This window comes from Paenibacillus sp. FSL R5-0908 (assembly GCF_038006245.1).
Lineage (GTDB): Bacteria > Bacillota > Bacilli > Paenibacillales > Paenibacillaceae > Paenibacillus_AQ > Paenibacillus_AQ odorifer.
In genome coordinates, this window is record NZ_JBBOUV010000001.1 from 6,211,623 (window position 1) to 6,235,845 (window position 24,223).

The window sequence follows — 24,223 nt, forward strand, 5'->3', positions numbered from 1 at the left end:
TTTGTGAATTTATACACTTATATTTAGAAGAAATTCCAATCAAACTTGAAGCATTTCTAAATTGACCATATCCATTGTAAACCTTAGTGTAGCATTAATCAAACATTAAAATACTAAAAAACGTCACACTTTTATTGACTTCTAAAGTCTTTCTTTGCAGGTATGTGTCACAATGATTATAATAAGTAGGTACACAAGTATGGCAAAATGAATATATCAACTCGGAGGTGTAATATCCCGTGACCCAAGAGCAATCCAGCGTTCCTATGAGCGACCTTTTAATCATAGGTGGCGGGCCAGCTGGCATGTTTGCCGCATTTTACGGCGGAATGCGTCAGGCATCAGTAACCCTTATTGAAAGTATGCCCCAATTGGGGGGACAACTTGCTGCGCTTTATCCAGAAAAATACATTTATGATGTGGCAGGTTTTCCAAAAGTAACAGCACAAGAATTGGTCGACAACCTGTCTCGGCAAATGGATATGTTCCAATCCAATATCCGGCTGGAGGAGAAAGTGATTTCTGTTCAAAAACGGGACGAACGTCATTTTGTGGTTACAACCGATGTAGCCGAATACCACAGTAAGGCGATCATCATTACAGCTGGTGTAGGTGCATTTGAACCTCGTCGTTTGGAATTACCCAACGCTGGACGTTTTGAAAAAGCAAACCTCCATTATTTTGTAAATGATCTAAATGCCTTTAAAGATAAAAAAGTTCTGATCAGCGGTGGCGGTGACTCTGCAGTTGACTGGGCGCTCATGCTGGAACCCATCGCTGAACAGGTAACCCTGATTCACCGCCGGGATAAATTCCGTGCGCATGAACATAGCGTTGAGAACCTGATGGCTTCCAAGGTTAACGTAGTTACCCCTACTGAAATTACAGAGCTGCATGGTGATGAGTTCATTACCAAGGTTACATTGTCAAATATCAAGACCAAAGAAACTCAAGAAATTGAAGTGGACAGCGTTATTGTTAACTTCGGATTCATCTCTTCCCTAGGTCCTATTGCCGAATGGGGTATTGAGATTGAAGGGAACTCCATTGTTGTTGACTCGCGTATGGAAACAAGCATTCCAGGCATATTTGCTGCCGGCGACATCACAACTTATCCTGGTAAGCTGAAGCTGATTGCTGTAGGATTTGGCGAAGCTCCAACGGCTGTGAATAATGCTAAGGTGTACATTGATCCAGAAGCGAAGCTTTCACCGGGTCACAGCAGTAATATGAAACTCTAAATCTATTAACACAATAAAAAAGGGTATTCTTACAGGCCTGTTAATAACAGCCTGTGAGGATACCCTTTTATGTTTGTTTGTGCCTCGCGGTTTTATATATGTAGCCTGCTACAAAGTTATCCTTTGCGCTTTTTAATGAAGAACCGCATGTACTGGAGAGTGTAAGTTTCGTTTGCGAATTTCAACGAGTAGAAGAGCGATGAAATCATGCTCTAGTTGCAGCTCTATTGCTCTATGGTAAGAGTCAAGCAGCATCTCATCCGACAATTCAACCATAAACTTCATCTACCTTTCCTTTATTTGGATCTGAATCTATCATATCAAACTATCATTTTTCGAACAAGCGTTCGCGTTATCCACAAGTACATGTGGAAATCCTGTGTATAAAATGTGTGTAAGCGTTGTAAAGGTACTAGCTACACAGTGGACTATGGGGATAATAGTTATACACAGGATTGAACCACTTGTATACAGCAAAAAATATATTTTTATTGTAAATAAATTACAATGTTATTTACCCCAAAAGAACGCAACTAAACGCAATTTTATCTTACTACTCTATTATCGTCAATTCTTAAAATAATTGTTAATTTATTGAGGTCTTGTATTAACCTCCAGAATCCATATTTTCCCTGAATAATCCACAGCATAATCAAAGCCCAGCTCACCTATTCCCGGAAAATGCCGTTCCATAATTCCGATACATACATGGGTTAGTCTTCGCATTTCTGCTTTCTTCGCTGAAGCTTTAATCCGCGGCAACGATCTACGAAGTCCTTCACGACATGATAGCATCGTTCCCCCTTTACAAAGATTGGTTACGAACAGACCTGGCCGAGCCAATCTCCCTACCATGGAGCGAAATTCCCAAACCTCACCATTCTTAACTACTTTGACCCGATAATCAATAGGCCGCCCGCCGATTCTAGCCAGGGAAATCCCTTGTTGAATCAAATATCTGCGTCTTGCCTTCACAGTATTAAGCGCACGTCTCATGGATCCAAAATCCTTGTAAATTCGAGTTCTGTCCATATAGGTGAATCCATAACCGCGACTATCCCGAAAAACTTTGATTACACCGTAACCCCCGCCACCCACAATAGGTTTAATGACAACATTTCCATATCTACGAAGCATTGCCAGGAGCGTTTCTGCCCTGTACCCCCTTGTCATTGGGATATAGGGTGCAACCCGAGCGTCGGTCAGCAACGCCTCTGTCTTCAGCCACTTACTGGCCAATTGTCTTCCTGCCATCGTCCTTTCCCTCCCTTCACATTCCAGCCTACCCTATACATTACTCAGAGAAGGTCTCGCCCTCTTGTATGATTGTCCGTGTAAGATGCCGCTCTTAGCAAAAAGGGCTTAGTGTTTAGCACAGCATCAGTCGACAGCGATAGGGTACAACCGCGGATTTTGTAGATTCAATTCTCAAAAAATTCGACAAGATTATCTTAATGGATGAGTTCACTATAACTAGAATAATCTTCAAAATCGTTGTATTATTAATAGCGGTTACATTTTCAATTTCTACTATTATAGTGAGTACTAACAGAATCACTAAAAAGCACAGCGCGGGGAGGGCTCAGAATGGCACAGTTTTTTGAAGTTTTATATTGGGTGGCTATGCTTGGGATGTCCATTGTATTGGCTGGAACGACTATACTGATCTGCGCCATTGGCTTTAAATTTATTAAAGACAAACGCAGAGCACTGGGTACGGGCTGTATCGCCTTCTCCCTTGGAGCTGCAGCGCTCATCGTATTTATGATTAATTACAAGTTTATTATTCCAGCCTAATGTACGCAGAGACTGTCCTATAAACAGCTTATTTCTATGCACAGACGGTCCGACCATCGCAAAAAAAAAAAAAAGCAGAGCAGCGATTCTCCAGTTACCTGGAGAATCGCTGCTCTGTGTTTTTAATCAATAGCTATCTGCTTCAACAGTGTCGTTAACCCATGAGTATTTCGGACCCAGATGACGTTATTTGCAGATTTTCAACCTTTGAGGCGTGGTTTCGGACTCCAGTGACACTATTGCTTAGAAAGAGCTTCATATTTACTGATTTTCATAGCAATAGCGGCAATGCGGTCCGTTGGCACCACAAATATGGGAAAATGCGGCGTTTGGGGTCATCTGTGTCCGATACATGGTTTGCGATACAGTTTTGCTTCCTATGTAAAAGAATAGAGGGCTGCCCCAGCGGTCATTACCAGGCTTTTGATAAACTCCTCTTTACTCATAAATCCAGCGACAGGCGTATCATATCTATGACTTGAATCCCATTTTCAAAGATCTCTTCACTGTAATGTCTAATAAAAAAATCTCTATCAATGCCGGTGATTCTGAATCCACATTTCTGATAAAGTGCCAATTGTCCAACACTCGAATTTCCTGTGCCAATTTCAATGGTTTTTGCTCCAAGCAGCTTGGCATTCTGAATCGCATGGTTCAGCAGCTGTTTACCTATTCCTTGCCCGTGTTTATTTTCGTCGACGGCGATATTTACGATCTCTACAGTCTCCGGTCTTGTCTGCAGCACAACGTAGACTCCGATGATGCTGTTATCCACCTCAGCCACACAACATAACCCTCTTTGTAAATATCCGTTAACCAAGCTCTCCGAAGGATCTGCTAATAGAAGTAATTCTAATGGAGGCTGTTCACCAGCTTTTAATTTTCTGATTTCCATTTCCACTTCCGGACTCCTTGTGATGATTTTTGTCATTGAGAATAAAAAAACTCCAAGCCTGTGTTGTTAGAATCCAACACGGGGCTTGGAGCCGTGATTGCTGTGATTAGCAAGGCTCTTCGTTAGGTTTCCCTGCATCCGTAGCTGTACGGAAGCTTGAACCGCAGCCGCAAGTTGCAGTAGCGTTAGGGTTATTAATGGTGAAGCCACCCGTCATGCCGGATTCTTCAAAGTCGATTTCGAGACCGTCCAGGTAACGAAGGTTCTCCTTCTCCACAACCACTTTCATGTCTTGAATGTCCATATATACGTCCTGATCGGTTTCATTATCATCAAAGCCCATAGCGTACGAGAATCCACTGCAACCGCCGGGCGTTACTCCAATACGGAGGAACATGTTCGGTACTTCTTGTTCAGCAAGCATCGCCTTTAATTGTTCTGCTGCCTTTTCACTAATATTAATCATGATCTCATCCTCCTACAAATTCGTCTCACTTCATAAGCGGAAACTTATGTTTAAGGGGCCTTCCGGCCAAAAGTTATTTCTTAAAAATATAAGAAAGTATAAGTGTTGCACCTATTCTTTATCTCTTATATTTCTCGCTCAAACGCTTATCACCTTTATAAGGATGCCAATGACGTTTATGCTTGATAAATTCAGTATAACCGACTATTCCGTTACCCTCAAGTCACAACTGCCTTAGGCATGACCCTTCACAGCAAAAAACACCATCAATATCAAGCTGTTGATACCCTTAGGAGAGTAGGTTTATAATAGGGAAGGCACTCTAAGTAAAAATTCGGAAATTTGTCACGGAGGCAAGCTCGCCTCTTTCTTTTTTAGAATGAACAGCTACCACTTGGGTACGTCTGGAATTTATCTTCGAGCAGTCTGCTCGTAAACTTTCAGGAGGAAATCATAATATGTCTACTCTTTTTACCCCCCACACGGATGCCCGAATGGCGAACATTATTGATAAGGTTCGCAGCGGCGAAAGATTGAATTTGGAAGATGGCGTTTATTTATATCAAAGCAACGATTTACTTACCATTGGCCAGCTAGCGAATGAAGTCAATATCGCCAAGAATCACAACCGGGTATATTTTATCGAAAACATGAGTCTATATTTCACCAATGTTTGCGAATCGCACTGTGCATTCTGCAATTTCCGCAAAGATGATGGAGAAGAGGGAGCCTATACCCTTTCCGGTCAAGAAATGGTGCAATATGTCGAACAGCATATCCACCCAGGCGTACGCGAATTCCATATTGTTGGTGGCCATAACGACAAGGTTCCATTCCAATATTATGTGGATTCTTTAAAAGCTTTGAACGAACGTTTCCCTGAGGTTACCTTAAAAGCCTACACTGCCGCTGAAATTGATTTTTTCACCCGTATTAGCGGTTTGAGTATTCGTGAGGTACTGGAACAATTACGTGCTGCTGGACTCAAAACACTCACCGGTGGTGGCGCAGAGATATTATCCGACCAATATCGTAAAAAAATGCGTGTAGACAAAGCTAATGTAGAAGAATATCTGGAAGTCCATCGGACAGCACATCAGCTTGGGATGAAGACCCATACCACTATGCTGTACGGCTCCATTGAATCTCACGAAGACCGTATCCGCCATATGATGCAAATCCGTGATTTGCAGGACGAAACCAATGGCTTTATGGTATTCATTCCATTGTCCATGCAGCCTAAGAATAAAAACGCTGGCATTATGCGCCGCAACTCTGCTTATGAGGATCTGAAGACCATTGCGATCAGCAGATTGATGTTGGACAATTTCGATCACATCAAAGCGTACTTCATTAACATTGGCCCTCAGCTTACTCAAGTTGCGCTGAACTTCGGTGCATCAGACGTGCATGGCACAATTCTAAAAGAACGTATCAGCCACGCGGCTGGCGCCTTAACACCGGAAGGTCTGACTCGCGACGAATTGATCTGGCTAGTGAAAGGTGCTGGACGAATTCCTGTTGAACGTGACACTTTCTATAATGAGGTTAAGGTATACGAATAAGAAAACTACCTGAGATTTGTTATCCCATATTGGAAAGGAAGTTCGGTCAGCATGAGAACAATACTCGTTCTTGGCGGTGGCTACGGCGGCCTAGCCTTAATTCAAGAATTACTCAATAATCATCTTCCTCATGATGTTGAAATTATCTTAATTGACCGAATGCCTTATCAAGGAATCAAAACGGAATATTATGCGCTCGCCGCAGGTACCGTAACTGATTATCACCTGCGCATTCATTTTCCGGTTCACCCCCGGCTTACTGTCCGGTACGGTGAAGTGAGTTCCATTGATTTGGAGAGCAAAATAGTCAGTATGGAATCCGGTGAGATTGTATCTTATGATCTCCTAGCCATTGCTCTTGGCTGTACCGACAATTACCACAACATCCCTGGTGCTGATCAATATACCTGCAGCATCCAGACCTTTGCTGGTACTCGGGAAACCTACCGCCGTTTAAATGATGTGAAGCCTTACGGAACGATAAACATCGTAGGTGGAGGATTAAGCGGTGTTGAATTAGCCGCAGAGCTTCGGGAGAGCCGTCCAGATCTTAACATCGCTATTCTGGATCGCGGTGAGCGTGTTTTATCTGCCTTTCCGGCAAAGCTGTCACAGTACGTAGAGGAATGGTTTCATCACCATCAGGTGCAAACGCTGGGACGAATCTCTGTATCTCATGTAGAGAAGGATTCGATTTTTAACGGTACCGAGGAAATCCTTTCAGATGTGACAGTATGGACCGCAGGGATTCAACCTGTAAAAGTAGTTCAAGATTTGAATGTGTCGAAGGACCGCGGTGGACGGATTATGCTGGATGAGTATTATCGTATACCGGATTATCCTGAGGTATATGTGATTGGTGACTGTGCCAGTCTGCCATTCGCACCAAGCGCACAAGCCGCTGGAGCACAGGGTGAGCAGGTAGCTCAGGTTATTCAAGCGACCTGGCGCGGAGAGACTCCTAAGCTTCATCCTATTCGCCTGAAGGGTACTTTAGGGTCACTAGGCAAAAAAGCAGGATTCGGACTTATGGGACAACGCTCCGTCAAAGGACGGGTTCCCCGTATCCTCAAGAGCGGAGTGCTCTGGATGTCGAAACGCACTTTAGGATAAACCTAAGATTGGTTCATAAGTATTCAACGAAGCTACTCTCAGATAAACACGAGAGTAGCTTTCTTACGTTATTGTGCGTATACCCTGCGGACTCAGATGACCTTATTCGCAAATTTTTAGCCTTTGGATGAGAGTTTCGGTCTCCAGTGAAGTTATTGCTTATAATGAGGTTCATTTATGCTGCTTTTCAGGTGAATAATGACTATGGGGTCCGATAGCTATCCAAATGTAGGAAGACACTCAATATAAGGTCACCTGAGTCCGGTGGCACCTTCACGGTAGCACCTGCACTCTCCAATATGTTGCCTAATCGAGCAAATTGGTGGATTTTGTTCAAGCAAGGTTCCAAAAAGAGGGAGCACTCCATAATTTAGATTATGGAGTGCTCCCTCTTTTTTTCTCGAGAAATTTAGTCAAGATCTATATTAAACCAAGCCTCAAGCTCTTTGATCTTGGCTTCAATTTTCTCTTCTAGCTCTGCAACAGTGTCTGCTGCAATAATGTCACCTTCAACCATGGCGAAAGGCATTAAATAACACTCTCCACAATTGTTCAGACATCCGTATTCAATGACATCATAATCCGGATTTTCCTCCAGCTTATGCATTAGCTTGTCTGTTCCGTGACCCATGTTGCTGGAACAAAATTCAATAATTGGTCTCATGATGATCTCCCTATTCCGCCTAACCATTTTATTTTTTAACTTTTTGTACTATAATGAACTTACGAAAGGAGTGATTGAGAAATGAGTGAGAATGCACAAAGCACCGAAATGTATGATGAAGTACTAGAAGTGCTGGATAAGCTTCGTCCGTTCCTGCAGCGCGATGGCGGTGACGTAGAACTGGTCGATGTAGAAGACGGCATCGTTAAGTTGAAACTTATGGGTGCCTGCGGCAGCTGCCCAAGCTCCACGATCACCTTGAAAGCCGGGATTGAACGCGCCCTCCTTGAAGAAGTAGAAGGCGTTGAAGAAGTAGTTCAAGTATTCTAAATCCCGTTCAATAACCCTCCCGATTCTCCTGTAAAGGAGATCGGGATTTTCTTATTATAGAGGATTTAACATTCTCTCACAACCTTAGAACATAAAACCCGCAAGCCAACTTGGCTGCGGGTTCTTGTTATGACTATAGATGAATTTAACTTAATTCCTTAAAACGCTGGAATGATCGCACCTTCGTACTTTTCTTCAATGAAAGCTTTAGCTTCTGGAGAATTCAGGGCAGCAACCAGCTTTTTGATGGCTTCGGAATCTTTATTGTCTTGACGGGTAACCAAAATGTTAGCATAAGGGGAATCTACACCCTCGATGAACAATGCATCTTTAGTTGGTACGAGACCAGCGTCTAGCGCAAAGTTCGTGTTGATCAAAGCAAGATCTACCTCATCCAATTGACGTGGGAGCATAGCTGCTTCCAACTCAATGATGTCGAGGTTTTTCTTATTTTCAGTGATATCTGCTTTCGTTGCAGCAATGTTTGTATCATCTTTCAAGGTAATCAGACCATTTTTTGCAAGTAGGATTAGTGCACGTCCACCGTTAGTAGCATCGTTCGGAATGGCAACTTTTGCACCATCAGCCAACTCATCGATCGATTTGATTTTTTTGGAATAAGCTCCAAAAGGCTCAACGTGAACGGATGCAACGGAGACCAGATCTGTTTTATTATTTTTGTTTTGGTCATCCAGATACGGTTGGTGTTGGAAAAAGTTAGCGTCTAACTCCTTCTCATCAAGCTGCACGTTAGGTTGAATATAGTCAGTGAATTCTTTGATTTCAAGTGTAATTCCATCTTTTTCAAGCAATGGAGCAATAGCCTTCAAAATTTCAGCATGAGGCACAGGTGAGGCACCAATGACCAGTTTCACAGGATCTTTAGTAGGTTCACTTGTTGCTTCTGCGTTTGGTGCTGTTGTAGCAGCCGAGCTCCCAGCATTATTAGATGCATTGTTGTTACCGCAAGCTGCAAGCACCGCAACCAGTGTCAGGCTAAAAAATGTAAGTAGTACTTTTTTCATTGTAAATCCCCCTCTAATCTATATTTTGTATTGAATAAGGATATATATGGATGTACCTTATTTCCGTGTGTAATGTTTTACGAGCCGGTCACCGGCCATTTGTAGCAATTGCACCAGTACGACAATAAATATTATAGAAACAATCATAATCTCCGTCTCATAGCGGTGGTAACCATAACGAATCGCCAAGTCACCTAATCCGCCGCCCCCAACCATTCCAGCCATTGCTGTATAGGAGACCAGTGTAACCAGTGTGATCGTAACTCCAGCTAGCAGACCTGGACGAGCTTCTGGCAAAAGAACACGCATAACAATTTGATTCGTCGATGCTCCCATACCTTGTGCGGCTTCGATGACTCCGCGGTCTACCTCTCTTAACGACGTCTCTACCAAGCGGGCAAAAAACGGAGCTGCACCAATCACCAGAGGTGGAATCGTACCGAGTACACCAATGGAGGTTCCAACAACGGCTTTGCTGAAAGGAATTAGAGCCACCATCAAAATGATAAAGGGTACGGAACGTAGAATATTTACAAGTAATGATAAGACCGAGTAAGTTACTCTGATTACTATACTATTCGATTTCCCCCATAAATACAATAGAATTCCGAGTGGTAAACCAAGAATAATTGTGAACAATCCGGAAAAAAATATCATTTTTATAGTAGCAACCGTAGCATCCATCATTTCTTGCCAATTTAGATCTGCAAAATTCATTACGAAATCACCTCCACATCAAGGCCTTGAGCAATTAGTCTGGAGATCGTTACAGCAATCGCCTCAGCTGGCCCTTCGAACCGCACAATCATCTGTCCATAAGGCACATCTTTAATCGTTGAAATGGTACCATGTAAGATTGCAAAGCTTACACCCGTATCACGCACGACATCGGATAGTGCCGAACCGTATGTTTTTTCTCCGAAAAAAGTAATTTTGACAGCTTTAGAGTTATCCCCGGCAGCAGCATCAAGCGCCACTCGAAGAGGTCCTTCATTCTGTGTCTCACTGCGGATGAAATCACGTGTAACCTCATGCTGCGGCTTGAGAAATACCTCTGTAACTTTGCCTTGCTCAACAATCCCACCACCATGAATGACCGCGACACGGTCGCAGATGCTCTGGATTACATGCATTTCATGCGTGATCAGCACAATGGTCAAATGGAATCTTTTATTAATATCGAGCAGCAGCTTAAGAATGGAGTCCGTTGTCTGGGGATCAAGCGCAGAAGTGGCCTCGTCACACAGGAGTACATCGGGGTCACTGGCTAGCGCCCGGGCGATGCCGACCCGCTGCTTTTGTCCTCCAGATAACTGAGAAGGATACTTATCTTTATGTTCTTCAAGCCCAACTAGAGCGAGCAGATCTTTCACTTTTGTATCAATAGCTGTTCTAGATGTGCCTGCAAGTCGCAGTGGAAAGGCAATATTATCGTATACGGTCGCCGAAGATAGCAAATTGAAATGTTGAAAAATCATCCCAATCTTGCGCCGCTGTTCCTGCAGCTGACCTTGGTTAAGACTGGTTAGCTCAACACCGTCTACCCAGACCTCTCCTTCTGTCGGACGTTCCAACAGATTAATGCAACGGATCAATGTACTTTTCCCGGCTCCAGAGTGGCCGATGACTCCGAATATTTCACCTTTCTCGATGGACAGATTTAATCCAGAAAGTGCTGTTGCCGCATTACTCCCTTTTCCATAAACCTTTGTTATCCCTTTTAGATTAATCAACTCTCGTCGCCCCCCCTTTATACTTCACTTATTCTATACAAAAAAACCTCCAACGATCGATGCAGATCGCAAGAGGCTCTGTGGGTTTATTAAGACAATGCCTTCTCATCTGCCAACGACCGCAACCTGCGCCATTGTAGGAATTAGCACCATGACATTTGTACAACGCTTCACGCGCTGGATACAAATCGGTTGCCGGGCTTCATCGGGCCTATCCCTCCGCCGCTCTCGATAAGATAAAGTTATGAAATTATATTTTTTCTGAAATCGTACATACTTTAATGCAAGCATAAGTATAGTGAGTTTATCGATTTTTGTCAAAAGGAAATATATTGAACGATTACGATTTTATGCTCTTTGCCTTGCTTATTTCCTTACGCAGCTGTTCATTGCTGTAGCTGAATGCCGCAATTAATGTCTTACAGTTCATTTCGAGCGATTGTTTTAAATCCTCAAGATGGCTATCCAGATCCTCGAGCTGAATTTTGTCATGCAGACCCTGGTGCCGCTGCCACAGATCATCTTGCATTTCGGAATTCATATAATGAATTTCAGCATTTCTGCGCTTGCGTAAATTCTCCAATGGATCGCGGTAGGAGTTCTTAATCTGCTCCAGTTGATCCGCTAATGCAGGATGCACATTCAATAATTGAAGCTGACGCAGCACTGTAAAGTAAGAAAAGTGCGTTTTTAATTTGGATGTTTTGAGATCATAAAAATGATTCAGTACCGTCCCAAGCTTGTCCAGGAGAGAGAAAACCCGGATAAAGCCATCTTTATAAAAATAAACATAACGTGCATAATCGCCCTGTTCCACCGGTGTCATATCATCCATATAACCCGCAATCACTAATTTCCGGTAAAAAGCGGCCGCGAACCAACTTTGCTCCAGTTCATCCAGAGAGGAAATCAGCCCACGTGTCCAAATCTCCAGCTTGCGGTATTCATGGTCATTATCCTCATGGGCACTCATTTCCTTGCGCAGCAATGCTGCAAAAGTGGCCATATTCTCCATCGCATCAGCCAACACACCACTGTTCTTTCGAGGCGGCTCTCCAAGTAATACCCGCAGCATATCCCAGTCCTCCTAAAGTTTTGTTCAGCGTCTGCTTCCATGGACTGCTTCGTACAAAACTCGCGACGTAAGCATCGGCCAATCAGCTCCACGATATACCGATTTCCACTTTATTATTCCGCGGGTGAAGCACCTCTATCCACGGAGGGAATGTTCTACCAAGGCGGTGGAATCATTGGGTTCGTTACATTTTTTCCAGACACGACACTACTCGCGCGATTTAACTGCCAGACTCTTACACTCATATAACATAAGACACCAAACAAACTGGCAATCAGCAAAATATGAGCCAAAGCGGCAAATATGTACAATCTTTCATTATCTAAGGTGTAAACCACAGCCGCCCCACTAAATACCTGCATCAAGCATAACAGCACTGCAGCTACACCTAGCGCTCTAAGCTCTGGATAATCCTTATGTTTCCAAAATGCTAAATGCCCAAGCAGCGCCGTAAGCATGAATAAGATCAAAGCCGCAATACGATGCATAAAAACAACACCCACACCTCCGGAAAGCTCTGGAACCCATTCTCCATTACAAAGCGGCCAACCCGAACACCCGCCTTGTGAATCCGTATGACTTACAAAAGCTCCCATATACACGACAATATAAGAATAGATGGCAGTAAAACAGGTTAAATTGCGAAAAGCCTTACTTACAGGCTTCTTTTGAGCCTCCAGCTTATGATCATATTCGCGCGCTTCATGCCATCTCTTGGTTCCAAGAGCCAACATCATAGCGCTCGAAAAGGCGATCAAAGAAAAACCCATATGCAGCGCCATTACAGCGGCGGATTGGGATTTAATTACTGCAAGCGCTCCCATACCACCTTGAACGATGACGAATAATAAAGTCATAAATGCATATCCCAGCAAATCGCGCCGAGTACGGGCATAACGCCAAAAAGCAAACATCGAGGCAAGTGAGAATAACCCCGCCAAACCGCTAAACAAGCGATGGGTGTATTCAATCATCGAGCCTATAGTATAAGCCGGAATTAATTTCCCATGACAGAGCGGCCATTCATTTCCGCATTCCAAGCCCGATCCAGTCTTCGTCACTACCGCTCCTCCGAGTACAGCGAGGAACATGATAAGGCAAGTAAGATAACTAAGCCATTTCAACTGATTTGTCGTCAAAAATATCACCCGCAGTTTTTAGTAATGAAGAAGCAGCCAGACTTATATTTCAAAAAACCACCGCTTTTGCACAAACAGGCGAAAGCGGTGGTTCCTTAGGAATTACTTTTGAAGGCTTTGATGCACTTGGACCGCTTTATCAAGGAAATTCTCAATCTCTTCACGGGATTTGCGCAATTTATTAACGAATCTAACCAATTCCCGTCCATCCGAATATGCGACGAAGCTTGGAATACCCATAATATTTTGTTCTTGGCTAACATCGCCCACGGCATCAACATCTACCTCAACCAGTGTAAGGCGGTCTGCATAAGCCTGCTCTACCTCTGGGATAAAAGGATCGATAAATTTGCAATCCGAGCACCAGTCAGCCTTGAAGATGGCCACTGTTAATCGAGGTGATTGAATGGCTACCTGAAATTCAGCAGGAGAACTAATTTTGTCCATGATTTACTCAGTCCCTTCTTCAATATCTGTCTATTTTCTACTCTTTAAGTGAAGCAAAATGCAGGGTAGAAGTCAAACCTATTCTCTCATACGAACACGTGCAGGCTGTAACTTCATCAGCGGATTCAATAATTTTTGCAGCGCCCGCGGATAACTGGAGATTTCCTGTTTAGTCAGCACGCCCAGCACAATAAGCAGTACTAGATAAATAACAACAACAGCGGCTCCTACAACAAGACAAGTGATCAGAAACGCCAAACGTGCAGGCATCAGATCTGTTAACAGAATCCCAGCCTCATTCAAGCCATAACCAATCCCGCCGGACACAAGTACCGCAATCGCGAAACCGCCCCAACGTTTGCCCATAATTTCAAAAGGCACAATCGATTTCAGCATACGTAAGTTAAGCAAAGTAATGACCACGAAACAAAGTGCTGTTGCACCGATGATTCCGTAGATGCCAAACACCTTACTAAGTAATAAGCTTGCCACTAATTTTACAATAATACCCGCTAACACATAATACATGGAAATTCGCGATTTGCCCATACCTAACAAAATAGAGTTCGTTGTCATCATCGTAATCTGAAAGATCGTTCCTAAAGTAAGCATGGCTACGATACCACTGCCATCTAAACTACTGAATAAGAGGCCATTAACTGAATATGCAGCAACTACGAGTGATAGAACAATCGGTGCTCCTGTTAAAATAGAGATACGAAGCGCTAACGTCACTTGCCCTTTTAGATGTTTCTCATCCCGACGGGCATATGCAGCTGAAATAATTGGTATTAGTGAAGTGCTCAGTGCTATAGAAAGAACCGGCGGAATCCCGGCGACACTCTGTGCCCGACTCCCGAAAATACCCAAAGCACGTGTGGCATCAGCTACACCAACTTGTCCACTCAGTAACGGTACAATTAAAGATGTATCAATAAAGTTCACTACTGGAACCGTAACTGAAGATAGAACGATAGGAATGGATAATTTAAATATATCCTTATAAATTCCAAATAGAGGAAGCTTCGCTTCATTCGTTTCGTATAACGCAGTTTGCCCCTCACTACGCCGTAATTTCATAGCGTAATAGAGCATTACACCAAAAGCACCAACACTACCAAATACACTACCGAATGATGCTCCAGCAGCCATCCAAGTGTTGTCGTACCCTTTTTGTAACAATACAAATGCCAGAAGAACAGCTGTAGATACCCTCGCGATCTGCTCCACAATTTGAGAGATGCCACCAGCCATCATATTATTCCGCCCTTGAAAGTACCCACGCATCATTGCTATAGAAGGGAAGAGTAGGAGTGCCGGAGCTATGGCCCGGATCGCCAAAGTACTTTCAGGAACTTTTGCATATTCTGCATAATAAGGAGCACCTATGTATAACAATGCGCTCATAATTACGCCAACTACAACACCAAACATTAATGCCGCCCGATACACCTGTTGAGCTTCATTTGGTCTATTCAGTGCATAACGCTCAGATACCATTTTACTTAATGTACTTGGAATCCCTGCTGTAGCCAGCGGTAATAACATCAAATAAACTGTGTTTGCCTGCGTAAATGAAGCATTACCAACATCATTAAATAAATGCTCCAGCGGCACCCGCTGGACAAGCCCGAGTACCCTTGCCACCAAAGCTGCAGCAGCAAGGATAAGCGTGCCTTTAACAAAAGACTCTTTCTTGGACAAACTCTTTCCCCTTCTTCACTGTTAAATTAAAACCGGGCGACCCATATAAAAAAGAGGACGACCATAATTACCTGCAATACGATTTTGACCAAGGTACTGCTAAATAAGCCGAGTATGGAGCCAACACTTACCTTAGCAGCTTTAGACGGGGAAGATCCCACAATCAATTCTCCAATAAAAGCCCCTAGAAATGGTCCAATGATAAGACCAAAAGCTGGAATAACAAAAGGTCCTAAGATCAGCCCGATCGTGCTCCCGATAATCGATGAACGTGAGCCGCCAAATTTTTTGACACCCCACGCTCCTACAACATAATCAGCAACAAACAGAACTACAACGATCAGTGTTTGAATAATCCAGAACCAAACCCCAAAGGGCTCAAAAGAAAAGAACCAGCCGTATACAAAAAAGGCAAGATAGATCGCTAACGCACCCGGCAGTATAGGATACACAGCCCCTGCCAATCCTACAGCAAACAAAACAATGATAAGAATCCAACCCAGGATCGTCAATTCCTTAACCTCCTACTAGCATAATGCTCCATGGATTCACTTCGCAGTACTGCTTTTATTATTTGCTGCCTACAGAGGCTGCAGCTTCGGTAAAGATATACTTTTGGATGACCTCAGCAATCCCGTCTTGATTATTGGTCGCAACCACAACATCAGCCTCTTGTTTAACCGTCTTTTGCGCATTGCCCATGGCAACGCCAAGCCCAGCCTGCTGGATCGCCGCCAGATCGTTAAGGCTGTCGCCCACAGCTACAACTTGCGACATTTCTATTCCCAGCAGCTTGCAGACTTCCTTTATTCCTGCTGCCTTATTCACGCCTAGAGGATTAATCTCCAGATTGTGCGGAGAAGAGTTCGTAATCTCCAGTCCACCCATATCTTGAAGACGAAGCAACAGCTTATGACGAAGCTCATCATCTTCAGTGTGATAACCGAACTTAAGCCATTCTCTACCCGTAACATCCCCATCCCAGTTATCCTGTTTAAGAACTTCGTCCAGAGAATAAGCCCAGAACCAGATGTCATCTGCTTTTGCAAGATCATACATTTCTTGTACCAGCTTGGGATCCATTAGTGATCTCCGGTATATTTCATGTGGCGCTCTCCACACCTCACTGCCGTTCACAGTGATCATCGGTGTCTCTAAACCTAGCTGCTCTGCATAGGGTAAGGCACTTACAAATGCTCGGCCTGTCGAGAGACAGACATGAACGCCTGCGTTGACCGCCTTTTGAATCCATTCCACCGTTGTGGGTGTAATTATCTGTTCATCATTCAGTAGGGTTCCATCCATATCCAATGCAAGCAGGCGGTATTTGGCAATCATTTGCCACCCCTCCATTCTTGTATGCTCTCTATTGAGAGGCTGTTTATTTTTTTAAATCTTAGCCATAGGGTCAGAGTTACTCGGTACCTGTAGTCTCTCCCTCCTTCGCATTATCATTAGTATTATTGCCAGACTGGAGACTTTTCTTTGGAACTCCATCAAGCCCATATTCCCAATCATAGGCATCAAATATTTTACGTGCGACTGGTGCCGCACTTTGTGAACCAAAGCCACCTTCAGGGATTACAACCGCCACAGCCAACTTAGGATTATTACGTGGAGCATATGCAATAAATACCCCATTATCGCGAATTTCACCCTTAGCTACTTGCTGAGAGGTTCCCGTCTTACGTGCAAAGTCATAAGGGAAATCAGAAAAAGCACTAACTTCACTTCGCATCCCCTGCTTAATTTCATTCCAGTAGGACTTATCGAAGTTTGTTACTTCATCAAGCACCTCACGTTTAAACTCTTTGATTATATTTCCATCTGCGTCAGTAATCTTGCTAACCAGTTGAGGTTTAATCCGCTGTCCTTCATTAGCAAGTGTAGTAACATACTGTGCAAGCTGCATTACTGTATAACTTCCTTGTTGTCCGAAAGAGGCATAGACCAGTGCGGACTGCGCACTACCAGCAGCTTCTATATTGGTATAGTTTCTTTGACCCAAGAATTCATTAGGCAGGTCAATTCCCGTAGATACACCAAGGCCGAACTCTTTCATATAGACATCCCAGATGTCTATCCCCTTGCTTTTATATTTGTCATACAATCTTTTACCGACCATATCGACCATAAATGCATTCGAGGATTTCTCAATGGCTCTAGCAGGATCCAAAGAACCATATACGTGGTTAGAAGAGTTTCTTACCTTCGTTTCATGCCCAGACTTACCAAAAGTCGCAAAACCTTTATCCTGATAATAAGAAGAAGTTGAAAACAACCCTTCATTCAGACCCACGAGTACACTTAAAGGTTTAATCGTTGAACCTAGAAGCAGTACAGATCTTAGTCCGTTCCCTGAGGTTCCCGAAGAAATAGGAGTGATCGTACCGTTCTGATAATTATCCATAATACTGTTCCAGACATCTGAAGACAAAGAACCTGATGTCCAAACATTCGTATCATAGTCAGGCATACTCGCCATAGCGACAATATTACCAGTATCCACTTCCATTGCTACTGCATATCCCGTTAAAGCATTCGGATGCGTTCTGCCTTGTACGGTATTAGAGTGCAACCATTTGAGCTGATCTGTTATCGCCTGTTCTGTCTTCATCTGAACATTCTTATTAATCGTTGTCCAGATGTCATTTCCTTTGACAGGCGGAACGACACGCTCAATTTTCTCCGCCATATTCTGTGGATTGACGGAAATTTCCTGATATCCATTTTGCCCGCGAAGCTCACGCTGATATTTCAGCTCCAGCCCATCGAATCCAACAAATTCATCATCCTTATACGTTAGCCCTGGCTCCGGATTGTTTTTCATAGCACTTAGAATGTTTTTATAAATATTAAGACTGTTCGCGGATTTGAAGGGTTTGATATAACCAATCGTCTGTACAGCAACCGTATCTTTATCGTAATGACGAATGCTCTCCTCGACAATCTCAAGCCCCGGATATTCTCCTTTATGTTCCATGAAATAAGCTACTTCTTCAGTAGTCAGGTCAGCCTTAATTCGCCGTGCCATAAAGCCAAGTGATTTACGAAAATATAAATCCAGTGCATCAATTACATCTTTCTCCGTCATCTTCTCTGCATTTGGATCACCATATTTATTGAAATCAGCTACCAGCTTGGCTGCCAAGGCATCAGACTTGGCCTTAGCCTCTGGAGTCAGCGTTGTTTTACCGGTGACTTTATCTGTTTCCTTAGCCGTATACTCTTTATTGAGTGTGATATACAGCGATTGAACAGGTGTGGAATAAGCTAGCTTCTCACCGCCTGCAGCGTATATAACCCCTCTCATGGAAGCTAACGGTACATTTTTAGTATCTCTACTCGTCTCTACCTCAGTTAAAGTTGGACCTTCCACGAATTGCAGAACAGCTAGTCGGATGATGATTACGCAAAATATAACGAACGTGCTAAAGAAAAACACGTTGAGTCGCAGGCCGATGGAACTTTTGCTGCTGGTCTCGTCAGGAGGTGAGGCCTGCTTACGGAAAAAACTCACAGTTTGTCTCTCCTTTTTCTCTAATTTAAGCTTATTGTTCTTGAACGGGATCTGCCACAGGTGGAATATTCTTCTTTGGAACCCCATCCAGCCCATATTCCCAATCATAAGCATCAAAAATCTTACGGGCAACCGGAGCTGCACTATTGGAGCCAAAGCCGCCCTCCGGAATCACAACCGCTACAGCCAGCTTCGGATTCTCACGTGGAGCAAAGGCAATAAAAACCCCGTTATCACGGTTTATATTTTTTCTGTCCGTTTTTTCAGAGGTTCCTGTCTTACGGGCAAAATCATAAGGAAAATCGTCAAAAGCACTAACTTTACTGCTCATTCCCTGTTTGATTTCTCTCCAGAACGATTTATCAAAGGTTACTTTATTAAGCACTTCTTTTTTAAATTCCTTAACCACCTTACCTTGCGCATCCGTAATCTTACTTATAAGCTGTGGTTTAATTCGCACACCTTCATTTGCAAGTGTAGTAGCATACTGGGCAAGCTGTAATGTAGTATAACTGCCTTGCTGGCCAAAAGATGCGTAGACGAGCGCGGCCTGCGAGCTCCCTGCAGCCTTGAAATCTGTATAGTTAATCTGACCTGGTGATTCACCGGGAAGACCACTTTGTGTTGACACACCCAGTCCGAACTTTTTCATATATTGGTCCCAGACCTCTACGCCTTTATCTCCCAGGTACTTCTTATAAAGTTGCTTTCCGACCATATCCACCATAAATACGTTAGAGGATTGCTTGATAGCATCAGCCGGATACAGTTTTCCATAGACGTGACCTGATGAATTTCTAACCGATGATTTATCATCCTTACCGAAATAGGTAATCCCCACATCTGGATAGGTGCTCGAGGTGCTAAAAAACCCTTCATTTAGACCAATTAATACACTTAACGGTTTGATGGTCGATCCCATGAATACAAGAGAGCTAAAATCATGACCCGATCTCCCGGAAGAATTCGAGGTAATTGTACCATTCAGATGATTGTTCATAATTTTATTCCAGACGGATGTAGGCAACGAGTCCTTTGTCCATACATTCGAATCGTAATCCGGCATACTCGCCATAGCGACAATATTACCAGTCTCTACTTCCATTGCTACTGCATAACCTGTTAAAGCATCTGGATGAGTTTCGCCTTGAACAGCATTGGTGTGCAGCCATTTAATCTGATCTAATATGGCCTGTTCAGTCTTCATCTGAACATTCTTATTAATAGTCATCCAAATGTTATTGCCTTTTACAGGGGGAACGGTCTGTTCTACCTTCTCCGCCATATTTTGAGGAGTGACCGAAATGACCTGATAACCATTTTCTCCGCGCAGTTCGCGTTGATACTGCATTTCCAGACCATCAAACCCCACATATTCTTCCGTTTTATACATAAGTCCCGGTGAAGAATTGTCTTTCATTGCACTACGAATATTTTTGTACATCGCTATGTCTTCGGTTGATTTAAAAGGTTTGCCAAAACCCACCGTCTGCACAGCTACCGTATCTTTATCGTAGTGGCGTACACTTTCTTCCACAATGGTAATACCTGGATATTCATCCTTATGTTCCATGAAATAAGCTATTTCTTCTGAAGTTAGCCCTGCTTTTATACGACGCGGTACATAACCTAGGTACTTTTTAAAGTCCAGATCAAGTAAATCCAGCACGTCCTGCTGCGTTAACTTAGGGGCATCTGCACTTCCATATTTCTCAAACTCCGCTACTAATCTTGCTGCAAGGTCATTGGACTTATTTTTCGCTTTTTCCGTTAGTGAGGTTTCACCCGTTACTTTATCAGTAGTTTTAGCTGTATATTCCTTATTTAGGGTAAGATAGAGCGACTCAACAGGTGTAGAATAGGCTATCTGCTCACCCCCGGCAGCAAAAATAATCCCTCGCATGGCTGCCAGCGGAACAAACTTCGTATCCCGTTTGATCTCTTCTTCTGTCAGCAAAGCTCCCTCAGTAAACTGCAAACCTGCAAGACGCACAATAATGATACAAAAAATAAAAAAAGTGCCAAAGAAAAACAGATTCAATCTCAGACCTACAGAATATTTCGAAGATTTCCCGTCCGCAGGCGGGAGCTGCTTCCCAAAGCTCACCAGCTTTCTTCCCTTCTATATAAAAATAATGTCTGATTTGCCTTAGCCAGCGACATTGCTCTTATAATGAAGGTGATTTCTAAGAAGCTGATTGTGAGCATTGCACTCGCATTTGTGTTAGAGCGGTTGGTATGAGTTTATTGTACCACACGGAAGGAGTGCGGCGCCCTCACTCAGAGTGCGTTCTCCCTAATATGCGTATCGTCAAAATCCTTCGGATTAAACCAATCTCCACTACTCGCCCAAGTGGGATCCAGTGGAATCCAAGCTTGCCGGTCACTTATATAAACTTCATTCCAGGCATGTGCGCCATACCCGCCTCTACCATCATAGCCTTGACCCGTTACAACGCGCACCTGCAATCCTTGGGAGCGGGCCATTACAGCGTAAAGACGGGCATAATCAATACATACCCCTATGCGTGTGTCGAAGGTATCCTGTGGGGTCTGTTCATGCCAAATTCTATTCTTTTCATAATTTTCCGCTTTGGCGTAATCATAAGTTACTCTTGTTCCTACCCATTCATACAGTAATCTGGCTTTCTTCTCGTCTCCTTGCGCTTGTCCAATAATATCTTCAGCCGCACCCACAATATCTTGTGGGATATCATGATCGATAACTTCATATTTTCTGCGCAGGATATCATTCATCTCAGCTGCAACGGTCTTCGTCAGAATAGGCAGCTTTTTCTGCACGGTCTCCCCAACAAAGGGTTCAAATACAGCGGCAGCGCTTTGACTGTAGATCGGAGAAGATTCCACATAACGGCTAAATTGACTTTCTGGATTTAGGCCAACACAAATGAAAAGAGCGAGCACAATAATTAAACCACGAGTCAAGCCTATAATTAATCCTATGATAGCTCCACCCATACGGCTTACTTGCGTAATCTTTCTGTCCTTAAATGTCTTGGTGCGCCGTAGCTGGTGGAACGGGAGCAGCATAGACAACAATCCCAGAAGCATGCGAATTAAGATATAAGAGAGCAATAACAACAATAGAAACCGCACCAGCGGCGATTCCGCCAGCACAGACACAGCCGTATAATAAATTTGCTGCCACTGGGTCAGCTGTTTATCAGGCAGACTTATTCCTGCTGCCCAAGTCTGAACATGAGGGTTGAGATAAGCCGCAGCAGGAATGGCCAGCACCAAAGAAGCTATTGTAAACAGTCCTGTTCCCAACAGACCGAATAATCTTCCGGTAGCACTTGAGAACCCTCTGCTCCAGCCTTGCAATAGTGAAAAGACTACTACCAGCAGGAGGGCGATGGAGATGATATTTGCATCACTCAGACTAGTCAACCAACCGTTTATCATATCCAATCTCCCCTTTCAGTCGCCCGCTTGCTTGTTTTTGATAATGATTTAAACTGAGGCCGTTTATTGATGTTTCCGAGCTTCCTCGATAAATGTTTGTGTGGTATCAGTAATACTCCACTTCCCAAGACTAACTCCGCGGAAAGTAACCTCTACCTTATCTTCGCCAGTCGTACCTTTCACTTCAATATTCGGAGTTGTGATCGTAAATGTTCCGTCACCATTTGAAGTGTACTTCGCATCCTGCGCCTCTTTAAGCATAACCTCTTGTGCTTCCTTCTTCAGCGTACTTACCGTTCCATCTGCCACCTTATTCACAGCGTTACCAATTTGGTCCATTGTCACACCACTATAGATGAATAGACCTACAACGATAATAATGACAATCGCCCATTTCAACATCGTTTTGACCAAATTAACAACCGCGAACAACAGAACAAGCGCAATAACAATAACTAACCAATTCTCTCTAATAAACTGTGACCACACCTCTGGATCCATCAACCTCACAACACCCCTATCACCTAGTTTCGTCCTAAGGATTATCTCCTCCACAGACATGACGCCAATATTAATTATTATACATGAATGCCCATCATAATTCATGGTTCCACAGCCAGAGAAAGGTATACCTGCTTATAGGAATTAAAAATGCGGTATAAGCCCTCTCTGTCCCACGTAAAGTACAAGTAGTTGCTTAAATTTGATCTTCTTATAATACGCCTTCCTGCATTAACCTTTATTGTAGGTGGCTCTCGGAGGTGTTTCCTGTGAAAACTGCGCTGTGGCTGTACCTGTTTCTTTTTCTGGCGTTTTTTGATTTACATGCACAGTATCCTATTCTAACGCCCTTTGCCATCTCTCTTGGTGCGGGACCCGCCTTTATTGGCTGGATGATGGGCATGTATTCGTTGACCCATCTTCCTGGCAATTTGCTCGCAGGCGTACTCGTCGATCGTAATGGCAGCCGCCGCTACATCGTCTTTAGCCTTGTTAGTGCGGGAGCCATTCTATTGCTGCAGGCTCACGCTCAGCTTCCGTGGCATTTGCTGATGCTACGAGCAGCAAGCGGGTTCGCGCTCGCCTTTCTCTCTCCGGCGTGCATGACCTTGCTGGCTTCATTATCATCTGATGCTACTGAGCAGGGGAAATATATGTCCGGACATGGTATCGTTCATACCTTAGCTTCAGTGGTATCCCCAGCAGCGGGGGCCTTTATCGTAGCTAAAGCTGGCTATTCCGGCACCTTCACCACATTGGGATGGCTGCTTATCGCTACAGGCATCATGGCTTTTTTCAGTGTACCGGCGCCTGCCCGGCGTTTAGTACGCCCTGTAAACTCTGCAGCACCTCCTTTAAAAAAACAGGATCTTCCTTCGCTCCCTATATCCGATGCCAATCCAGTTTCCAAACGTTATTATCTGCTGCCTTTTTTCGTTTCTTGTTCACAAGGGGTTCTATTCTTTGAGCTTCCTCTATCTCAGACCGGAAGTAATAGCATTGTTTCCACAGGCATTCTTTTATCGCTCCTTAGCTTAGGAGCTTTGGTAACACTCAGTTTATTCTTCCTGAACCGCTTTTCCCCAGGAGGAAGAATAGCCGTGGCCTTGTTAGGAATGGCCCTTTGTTTTTTTGCGCTCGCCTCACTTCACAGCATTCCCGCTTCCGTTATTCTCTTTATGCTGGGTGCAGCCAAAGGAATATTATTTCCTGCAATGGCATCGCTCTTTATTAGTCTAGGTGGACCAGGACGTATGGGACGCACCTTCTCCATGCAGTCGATAGCCATGTCACTAGGCGCATTCGCAGGGCCTGTGGCCGCAGGACAATTAAGAGCCGTTGTTTCGCCTTATTTCATTGCCTTTCTATTGCTGATGGTTGCACTATTACTGCTTCCGCCAAAAAATTCAACCAAGCTGTCCTCCTACTCTTCCAAATGGAATGGGCGGGCCGCATGATTTATTGTTTTTACGACATTTCCCGGGGAATGAAGATTTTCCTGTAGAAACAGTTGTTAAGACTGCTCCTCCTTCGGTAAACTATAATGAGTCTGTAAGTTCAGGCTTCATTTCCGGAGGTGATT

The 24,223-nt window shown here is 43.7% G+C and carries 24 protein-coding genes and 1 riboswitch; of the genes, 6 read left to right on the plus strand and 18 right to left on the minus strand.

Going from position 1 to position 24,223, the window contains the following annotated elements:
- Positions 1-266 precede the first annotated feature (266 nt).
- Positions 267-1,241: an NAD(P)/FAD-dependent oxidoreductase gene (locus MKZ09_RS28145; RefSeq protein WP_076134261.1), complete on the plus strand. Its 975-nt coding sequence runs from the start codon at positions 267-269 to the stop codon at positions 1,239-1,241.
- A 132-nt stretch (positions 1,242-1,373) separates the two neighbouring features.
- Here the strand turns inward: MKZ09_RS28145 and MKZ09_RS28150 are convergent, their stop codons facing one another.
- Positions 1,374-1,517 carry a sporulation histidine kinase inhibitor Sda gene (locus tag MKZ09_RS28150; RefSeq protein WP_036685584.1) on the minus strand — a complete coding sequence of 48 codons (144 nt, stop codon included), beginning with the start codon at positions 1,515-1,517 and terminating at the stop codon, positions 1,374-1,376.
- Between the two features lie 315 nt (positions 1,518-1,832).
- A complete protein-coding gene (locus MKZ09_RS28155) occupies positions 1,833-2,495 on the minus strand; it encodes a YheC/YheD family protein (RefSeq protein WP_076127972.1) in 663 nt (220 codons plus the stop codon).
- 333 nt (positions 2,496-2,828) lie between these two features.
- Here MKZ09_RS28155 and MKZ09_RS28160 point away from each other — a divergent pair, with 333 nt between their 5' ends.
- Positions 2,829-3,038, plus strand: coding sequence for a hypothetical protein (locus MKZ09_RS28160; protein ID WP_036685233.1), 210 nt, complete (start codon positions 2,829-2,831; stop codon positions 3,036-3,038).
- A gap of 442 nt (positions 3,039-3,480) precedes the next feature.
- Here the strand turns inward: MKZ09_RS28160 and MKZ09_RS28165 are convergent, their stop codons facing one another.
- Entirely contained in the window at positions 3,481-3,933 is a 453-nt protein-coding gene (locus MKZ09_RS28165; protein WP_076128052.1) for a GNAT family N-acetyltransferase, read from the minus strand.
- A 106-nt stretch (positions 3,934-4,039) separates the two neighbouring features.
- On the minus strand, positions 4,040-4,399 hold the full coding sequence (locus MKZ09_RS28170) for a HesB/IscA family protein (RefSeq protein ID WP_036685235.1): 360 nt from the start codon (positions 4,397-4,399) through the stop codon (positions 4,040-4,042).
- Positions 4,400-4,857: 458 nt separating this feature from the next.
- Between MKZ09_RS28170 and mqnE the strand changes: the two genes are divergently transcribed.
- Positions 4,858-5,964, plus strand: coding sequence for an aminofutalosine synthase MqnE (gene mqnE, locus MKZ09_RS28175; RefSeq protein WP_036685236.1), 1,107 nt, complete (start codon positions 4,858-4,860; stop codon positions 5,962-5,964).
- 51 nt (positions 5,965-6,015) lie between these two features.
- A complete protein-coding gene (locus tag MKZ09_RS28180) occupies positions 6,016-7,077 on the plus strand; it encodes an NAD(P)/FAD-dependent oxidoreductase (protein WP_076099373.1) in 1,062 nt (353 codons plus the stop codon).
- Positions 7,078-7,486: 409 nt separating this feature from the next.
- Here the strand turns inward: MKZ09_RS28180 and MKZ09_RS28185 are convergent, their stop codons facing one another.
- Positions 7,487-7,741 carry a YuzB family protein gene (locus tag MKZ09_RS28185; protein ID WP_036685247.1) on the minus strand — a complete coding sequence of 85 codons (255 nt, stop codon included), beginning with the start codon at positions 7,739-7,741 and terminating at the stop codon, positions 7,487-7,489.
- Positions 7,742-7,822: 81 nt separating this feature from the next.
- Here MKZ09_RS28185 and MKZ09_RS28190 point away from each other — a divergent pair, with 81 nt between their 5' ends.
- Complete coding sequence (locus MKZ09_RS28190; protein WP_036685249.1) at positions 7,823-8,071, plus strand: NifU family protein; 249 nt, start codon at positions 7,823-7,825, stop codon at positions 8,069-8,071.
- A gap of 158 nt (positions 8,072-8,229) precedes the next feature.
- Here the strand turns inward: MKZ09_RS28190 and MKZ09_RS28195 are convergent, their stop codons facing one another.
- The 13 genes from MKZ09_RS28195 to MKZ09_RS28255 all read right to left on the minus strand — a co-directional run bounded on the left by MKZ09_RS28195 (position 8,230) and on the right by MKZ09_RS28255 (position 22,641).
- Positions 8,230-9,096, minus strand: coding sequence for a MetQ/NlpA family ABC transporter substrate-binding protein (locus tag MKZ09_RS28195; RefSeq protein ID WP_036685252.1), 867 nt, complete (start codon positions 9,094-9,096; stop codon positions 8,230-8,232).
- Between the two features lie 57 nt (positions 9,097-9,153).
- On the minus strand, positions 9,154-9,783 hold the full coding sequence (locus tag MKZ09_RS28200; protein WP_370510542.1) for a methionine ABC transporter permease: 630 nt from the start codon (positions 9,781-9,783) through the stop codon (positions 9,154-9,156).
- A 29-nt stretch (positions 9,784-9,812) separates the two neighbouring features.
- Positions 9,813-10,829 carry a methionine ABC transporter ATP-binding protein gene (locus tag MKZ09_RS28205; protein ID WP_076206389.1) on the minus strand — a complete coding sequence of 339 codons (1,017 nt, stop codon included), beginning with the start codon at positions 10,827-10,829 and terminating at the stop codon, positions 9,813-9,815.
- A gap of 102 nt (positions 10,830-10,931) precedes the next feature.
- Positions 10,932-11,067: riboswitch (SAM riboswitch) on the minus strand.
- Positions 11,068-11,169: 102 nt separating this feature from the next.
- Positions 11,170-11,904 carry a Cthe_2314 family HEPN domain-containing protein gene (locus tag MKZ09_RS28210; protein WP_036685261.1) on the minus strand — a complete coding sequence of 245 codons (735 nt, stop codon included), beginning with the start codon at positions 11,902-11,904 and terminating at the stop codon, positions 11,170-11,172.
- Positions 11,905-12,059: 155 nt separating this feature from the next.
- Entirely contained in the window at positions 12,060-13,052 is a 993-nt protein-coding gene (locus tag MKZ09_RS28215; protein ID WP_445323459.1) for a COX15/CtaA family protein, read from the minus strand.
- A 93-nt stretch (positions 13,053-13,145) separates the two neighbouring features.
- Positions 13,146-13,490, minus strand: coding sequence for a thioredoxin family protein (locus MKZ09_RS28220; RefSeq protein ID WP_036685265.1), 345 nt, complete (start codon positions 13,488-13,490; stop codon positions 13,146-13,148).
- Between the two features lie 78 nt (positions 13,491-13,568).
- Positions 13,569-15,194, minus strand: coding sequence for a putative polysaccharide biosynthesis protein (locus MKZ09_RS28225; RefSeq protein ID WP_076206394.1), 1,626 nt, complete (start codon positions 15,192-15,194; stop codon positions 13,569-13,571).
- A 26-nt stretch (positions 15,195-15,220) separates the two neighbouring features.
- Positions 15,221-15,706: a DUF456 domain-containing protein gene (locus MKZ09_RS28230; RefSeq protein WP_038573189.1), complete on the minus strand. Its 486-nt coding sequence runs from the start codon at positions 15,704-15,706 to the stop codon at positions 15,221-15,223.
- A 58-nt stretch (positions 15,707-15,764) separates the two neighbouring features.
- A complete protein-coding gene (locus tag MKZ09_RS28235) occupies positions 15,765-16,532 on the minus strand; it encodes a Cof-type HAD-IIB family hydrolase (protein WP_036685270.1) in 768 nt (255 codons plus the stop codon).
- Between the two features lie 76 nt (positions 16,533-16,608).
- Positions 16,609-18,714 carry a peptidoglycan D,D-transpeptidase FtsI family protein gene (locus MKZ09_RS28240; RefSeq protein WP_076206397.1) on the minus strand — a complete coding sequence of 702 codons (2,106 nt, stop codon included), beginning with the start codon at positions 18,712-18,714 and terminating at the stop codon, positions 16,609-16,611.
- Between the two features lie 31 nt (positions 18,715-18,745).
- Entirely contained in the window at positions 18,746-20,824 is a 2,079-nt protein-coding gene (locus tag MKZ09_RS28245; RefSeq protein WP_076206400.1) for a peptidoglycan D,D-transpeptidase FtsI family protein, read from the minus strand.
- A 170-nt stretch (positions 20,825-20,994) separates the two neighbouring features.
- Positions 20,995-22,140: a transglutaminase domain-containing protein gene (locus tag MKZ09_RS28250; RefSeq protein WP_076134181.1), complete on the minus strand. Its 1,146-nt coding sequence runs from the start codon at positions 22,138-22,140 to the stop codon at positions 20,995-20,997.
- Between the two features lie 63 nt (positions 22,141-22,203).
- On the minus strand, positions 22,204-22,641 hold the full coding sequence (locus MKZ09_RS28255; RefSeq protein ID WP_036685280.1) for a hypothetical protein: 438 nt from the start codon (positions 22,639-22,641) through the stop codon (positions 22,204-22,206).
- 269 nt (positions 22,642-22,910) lie between these two features.
- Between MKZ09_RS28255 and MKZ09_RS28260 the strand changes: the two genes are divergently transcribed.
- On the plus strand, positions 22,911-24,098 hold the full coding sequence (locus tag MKZ09_RS28260) for an MFS transporter (RefSeq protein WP_076134260.1): 1,188 nt from the start codon (positions 22,911-22,913) through the stop codon (positions 24,096-24,098).
- The last annotated feature ends 125 nt before the right edge of the window (positions 24,099-24,223 follow it).

Excerpts from the sequence above, each read along its gene's own strand:
- MKZ09_RS28180 (WP_076099373.1), top strand. The coding sequence starts at position 6,016 with ATGAGAACAATACTCGTTCTTGGCGGTGGCTACGGCGGCCTAGCCTTA.
- MKZ09_RS28195 (WP_036685252.1), bottom strand. The coding sequence starts at position 9,096 with ATGAAAAAAGTACTACTTACATTTTTTAGCCTGACACTGGTTGCGGTG.
- mqnE (WP_036685236.1), top strand. The coding sequence starts at position 4,858 with ATGTCTACTCTTTTTACCCCCCACACGGATGCCCGAATGGCGAACATT.
- MKZ09_RS28155 (WP_076127972.1), bottom strand. The coding sequence starts at position 2,495 with ATGGCAGGAAGACAATTGGCCAGTAAGTGGCTGAAGACAGAGGCGTTG.
- MKZ09_RS28250 (WP_076134181.1), bottom strand. The coding sequence starts at position 22,140 with ATGATAAACGGTTGGTTGACTAGTCTGAGTGATGCAAATATCATCTCC.
- MKZ09_RS28170 (WP_036685235.1), bottom strand. The coding sequence starts at position 4,399 with ATGATTAATATTAGTGAAAAGGCAGCAGAACAATTAAAGGCGATGCTT.
- MKZ09_RS28255 (WP_036685280.1), bottom strand. The coding sequence starts at position 22,641 with ATGGATCCAGAGGTGTGGTCACAGTTTATTAGAGAGAATTGGTTAGTT.
- MKZ09_RS28150 (WP_036685584.1), bottom strand. The coding sequence starts at position 1,517 with ATGGTTGAATTGTCGGATGAGATGCTGCTTGACTCTTACCATAGAGCA.
- MKZ09_RS28145 (WP_076134261.1), top strand. The coding sequence starts at position 267 with ATGAGCGACCTTTTAATCATAGGTGGCGGGCCAGCTGGCATGTTTGCC.
- MKZ09_RS28235 (WP_036685270.1), bottom strand. The coding sequence starts at position 16,532 with ATGATTGCCAAATACCGCCTGCTTGCATTGGATATGGATGGAACCCTA.
- MKZ09_RS28165 (WP_076128052.1), bottom strand. The coding sequence starts at position 3,933 with ATGGAAATCAGAAAATTAAAAGCTGGTGAACAGCCTCCATTAGAATTA.
- MKZ09_RS28220 (WP_036685265.1), bottom strand. The coding sequence starts at position 13,490 with ATGGACAAAATTAGTTCTCCTGCTGAATTTCAGGTAGCCATTCAATCA.
- MKZ09_RS28210 (WP_036685261.1), bottom strand. The coding sequence starts at position 11,904 with ATGCTGCGGGTATTACTTGGAGAGCCGCCTCGAAAGAACAGTGGTGTG.
- MKZ09_RS28185 (WP_036685247.1), bottom strand. The coding sequence starts at position 7,741 with ATGAGACCAATTATTGAATTTTGTTCCAGCAACATGGGTCACGGAACA.
- MKZ09_RS28200 (WP_370510542.1), bottom strand. The coding sequence starts at position 9,783 with ATGATGGATGCTACGGTTGCTACTATAAAAATGATATTTTTTTCCGGA.
- MKZ09_RS28190 (WP_036685249.1), top strand. The coding sequence starts at position 7,823 with ATGAGTGAGAATGCACAAAGCACCGAAATGTATGATGAAGTACTAGAA.
- MKZ09_RS28160 (WP_036685233.1), top strand. The coding sequence starts at position 2,829 with ATGGCACAGTTTTTTGAAGTTTTATATTGGGTGGCTATGCTTGGGATG.